4 protein-coding genes are annotated in these 3,579 nt (G+C 65.7%); 1 reads left to right on the top strand and 3 read right to left on the bottom strand.

Features of this window, described 5'->3' with window-relative positions:
• From VNS22_RS14615 to VNS22_RS14605, 3 genes are all read right to left on the bottom strand, one after another.
• Positions 1 to 485 (bottom strand): SDR family NAD(P)-dependent oxidoreductase (locus VNS22_RS14615; RefSeq protein ID WP_325733640.1); only part of this gene is annotated, 485 nt, incomplete at its 3' end.
• The gene (locus VNS22_RS14610) at positions 482 to 1,432 is read right to left on the bottom strand and encodes a 3-hydroxyacyl-CoA dehydrogenase family protein (RefSeq protein ID WP_325733638.1); all 951 of its coding nucleotides are present in this window, start codon (positions 1,430 to 1,432) and stop codon (positions 482 to 484) included. The genes VNS22_RS14610 and VNS22_RS14615, both read right to left, overlap by 4 nt.
• 347 nt (positions 1,433 to 1,779) lie before the next feature.
• Entirely contained in the window at positions 1,780 to 2,352 is a 573-nt protein-coding gene (locus tag VNS22_RS14605) for a hypothetical protein (RefSeq protein ID WP_325733636.1), read from the bottom strand.
• Between the two features lie 635 nt (positions 2,353 to 2,987).
• Here VNS22_RS14605 and VNS22_RS14600 point away from each other — a divergent pair.
• A partial coding sequence (locus tag VNS22_RS14600; protein ID WP_325733634.1) for an NAD(P)-dependent oxidoreductase occupies positions 2,988 to 3,579 on the top strand: 592 nt, incomplete at its 3' end.

Raw genomic sequence — 3,579 nt, 5'->3', positions numbered from 1 at the left:
GCGATCGAGCTGCCCACCCTGCCAAGGCCGGCGATCGAGGCGGTGTTGACCACGGAGCCGCCCCGTTCCTTGAGCGTGGCTGCGGCCGCCTTGGTGCAGCGGAATACGCTGACCAGGTTCACGTTCCAGATGGTCGACCAGATCTCCTCGCTCACCTGGTCGAGATCCTTGGGCGGGATCAGCTTGCGGGTGGCGGGCGTGCCGGCATTGTTCACCAGCAGGTCGAGGCCGCCCAGCTCGCGGACCGCGGCTGCCACCATCGCCTCCGCCTCGCCCGGCTTGCCCACGTCGCCGGGTGCCGCCACCACCTTGCCGCCGGCCTCTGCCAGACGAGCCAGCTCCTGCTCGCCGCGCGGATCGCCCGGCAGGTAATTCACCGCGACGGTCGCGCCGAAGCGCAGCAGCATCTCGACCGTGGCGAGGCCGATGCCGGAGGCGCCCCCGGTCACCAGCGCGGTCTTGCCCTGGAGGTCGTAGCTGATCATCGCGGCACCATCGGCTTGATGTCGCGCAGAGCCTTCTTCAGCGCGAGCAGTCGGTTGTCACGGTCCTGGAACAGTTCGGCCGGCGTACGGCCGCCCCAGTCATAGAAGCCCTTGCCCGAGCGCACGCCGGTATTACCGGCCGCCACCGCACGCTCCAGGCTCTCGGAACGGCCGGTCACTTCCGGCGGCTGGTAGGTGGCATTCTTCAGGTTGTCGCGGATCACGCCGAGCCCGGCGAAGTCCGCCTTGCCCATCACGCCCAGGATCGGCATGCGCAGGGCCAGGCCGTGGATCACCGACTGGTCGATCTCCTCGGCTGTCACCACGCCCTCGTCGAGCAGGCGGTAGGTCTCCAGCGCGATCGCCTCCTGGATGCGGTTGGCGACGTATCCTGTGACGAACTTGCGGAACACGACCGGCACCTTGCCCATCGCCTCCAGCATCGCCTTGAGCTCCGCGGTCACCGCCGGATCGGTCTCGGGTGTAGGCACCACGTCGACCAGGTCCACGAGATAGGGCGGCGAGTACCAGTGAGCGATCAGGGAGCGCTTCCAGCGGTGCCGGGGGATCAGCGGGAACACGTCGAGATTGCTCGTGTTGCTGGCGAACACCGCGTCGGGCCCGGCCAGCGCGTCGAGTTCCCGGAACAGGGCGGTCTTGACGTCGGGCAACTCGACCACCGCCTCGATGATCAGCTCCGCCCCCTGCACCGTGTCCGCCAGGGTCTCGTGCCGGGTGATCACCTCGGAGAGCCTGGCCGGCGTCCAGGACGGGTCCGCCTCGCCGGCCGACACCAGGGTGGCGGCGGCCTTCTCGATCAGCGCCATCGAGCCGTCGAGCGTGGTCGGGTTGCTGTCGGTCAGCCGGACGCGATGCCCACCCAGCGCGAAGACCAGCGCCAGTGCATGGCCCATCAGCCCGGCACCGATCACTGCGACCTGCTTCATGACAATGCTCCGGCGGTTCAGGATCCAGGAAGGGAGTGAACGGATCCCGAACCGGCCGTTCCTGCCGGGTAGCGCCGCGATGATCTGAGCTGCTGCCCGCGCGGTCGCATCGGCGGAACGCCTGTATCGTTCATGGCTTGCTGGTACGGCCTCCGCTCGCGGCAGCGAGCTGCCGCACCGGCAGGCGTATTTTCGCCATCCGCCCACGTCAAGGGCAGGAGAGGCGGCTGCGGGTTCAGCAAGGCATGCCGCGGTGGGCCCGGACATGGTCCAGACCCACCTTGGCGAGCACGATCGTCAGGTGATACCGGGCAGCCGAAGGCGGCTGCCCGCGACGGATTCGCTGCTCAGTACGGCTTGGGCGGCTTCGGATTGTCGTAGGTGTCCTGGAAAACGTCACATTCCTTGTCGGCGTTCTTCAACCGGTACAGCGTGACCGGAATGCCGCTCTTGTAGTCGTCGGACTTGATCGTGCATGCCCAACTGCTCGGGATTGCACTGGGCTCAGCCGACGTGCATTCCCAGTCTATCGGGTTCTGCGTACCGTTCGTCGGGCCGATACCGGTGCCGCCGCGAACGAAGTAGGAAGTGCCACCCAGATGGGCACCCTTGGGCTGGCCATAGCCATGCTTGGTCGGCGCTGACGTCACGATCGCGCCATCGAACACTGCCATCACGTTCTTGTTGTTCTCGGTATAGCTGTGTTTGCCGGCGGCGTTCCAGACCTCCTGCTTGCCCGTGAACTTGGTAGTCGGGAGACGGGAGTGGAAGGCGACGTTCAGGACGAGCCTGGTCGGCTCATATTCTTTGGTCTTGTAGCAGACGGGGAAGTCACGCGCCGAAGCCTGTTCGAAGGGAATAGCCGCCATGGCAGCAAATCCCAGCGCCAGAACGCTGGTCCGAACCGCAGCTGCGTACATGGACATGTCCTCCAGAGTAGACATTTTTCTGCGCAAGGACGGGCATGCCACCGAACTGGACGGCAGCATAAACAGAACAAGACTAAAACTTGGCTCCGCTTGAATTTCCGGATAATAATTTTTTCCGGAACGATTAACCCGTCGTCACGAGCAGATATCTAACATGAATTTCTTGGATACTACTTTGAGTATCCTATCGCATTCACGTGAATGTGACTATTTCTGGATACGAAGTATCCCGATAGGCATTGGGCATGCCTATGTCGTGCGCTGCACGCAAAAGACCGGCGGTTGGCACCGGCCTCAGCCTGATCCCAGGCTGATATCCTATACCGCTGCGTGCATCACGGTTTCGTTCCACATGGCCGGATCCTACGTACTTCGTAACCCCAGTTCCAAAGGCCGCTGCCCGTTGTCCCCCAACGCAACGCAGCATTCGCCGACCGACCCAGGGCGTCTCGCCTCCCGCAGCCCAAGGCTTGACGCACCGTGTTCCCGACTCGCAGGTGATCTCCGGCCGCCGCCCGATCCCGCAGCCATCGGAGCGGCAAGTTCGGGCGCAGGCTCATACGTCCGAACCGACCGGCAGCCCGGCGCCGGGACGGCAACCTACTGAAGCGCGAGCAGAACCGACGATGACCGCCAAGCCTCTGACCCTCGCCATCACCGGCGCCAACGGCAATCTCGGCCGCAAGCTGATCGCGGCCTTCGCCCCGCAGGACTGGTGCGGCACGATCCTGGCGATCGACCGGGCCCCGCCCGAACCGGGCTTCGGCACCGACAAGGCCCGGGCTGTCACCGGCGACCTGACCGATCGTGCCGATCCCGCCTGGCGCCAGGCGATCGACCAGGCGGATGCGATCATCCATCTGGCAGCACAGGTCCCCTATCCCGAGGCGACCTGGACCGATTCCGCAGCGTCGTTCGACATGACGATCAATGTGGTGGCCGCGGCCCGGGAGGGCAGGCCGCGCCGGCTGGTGTTCGCCACCTCGAACCATGTCATGGGCCGCTACAAGGACCTGCCCGAGGCGGAGCGCGCCGGCTCGCTGCGGCCGGACACGCCGCCCAAGGTCGGCACGCTCTGGGACAGCGGCAACGGGGTGCAGGATTCGACCGCCTATGCCACCGCCAAGCTGATGGGCGAGCGCCTGTGCGTGATGGAGGCCGAACGCGGCGGCCTCACCGCAGTCGCCCTGCGCATCGGCTGGTGCCAGCCGGGCGAGA

This window comes from Geminicoccus sp., assembly GCF_035556675.1.
Lineage (GTDB): Bacteria > Pseudomonadota > Alphaproteobacteria > Geminicoccales > Geminicoccaceae > Geminicoccus.
Note: the sequence above shows the minus strand (reverse complement) of the source record. Positions and strands in the feature narration are given on the sequence as shown.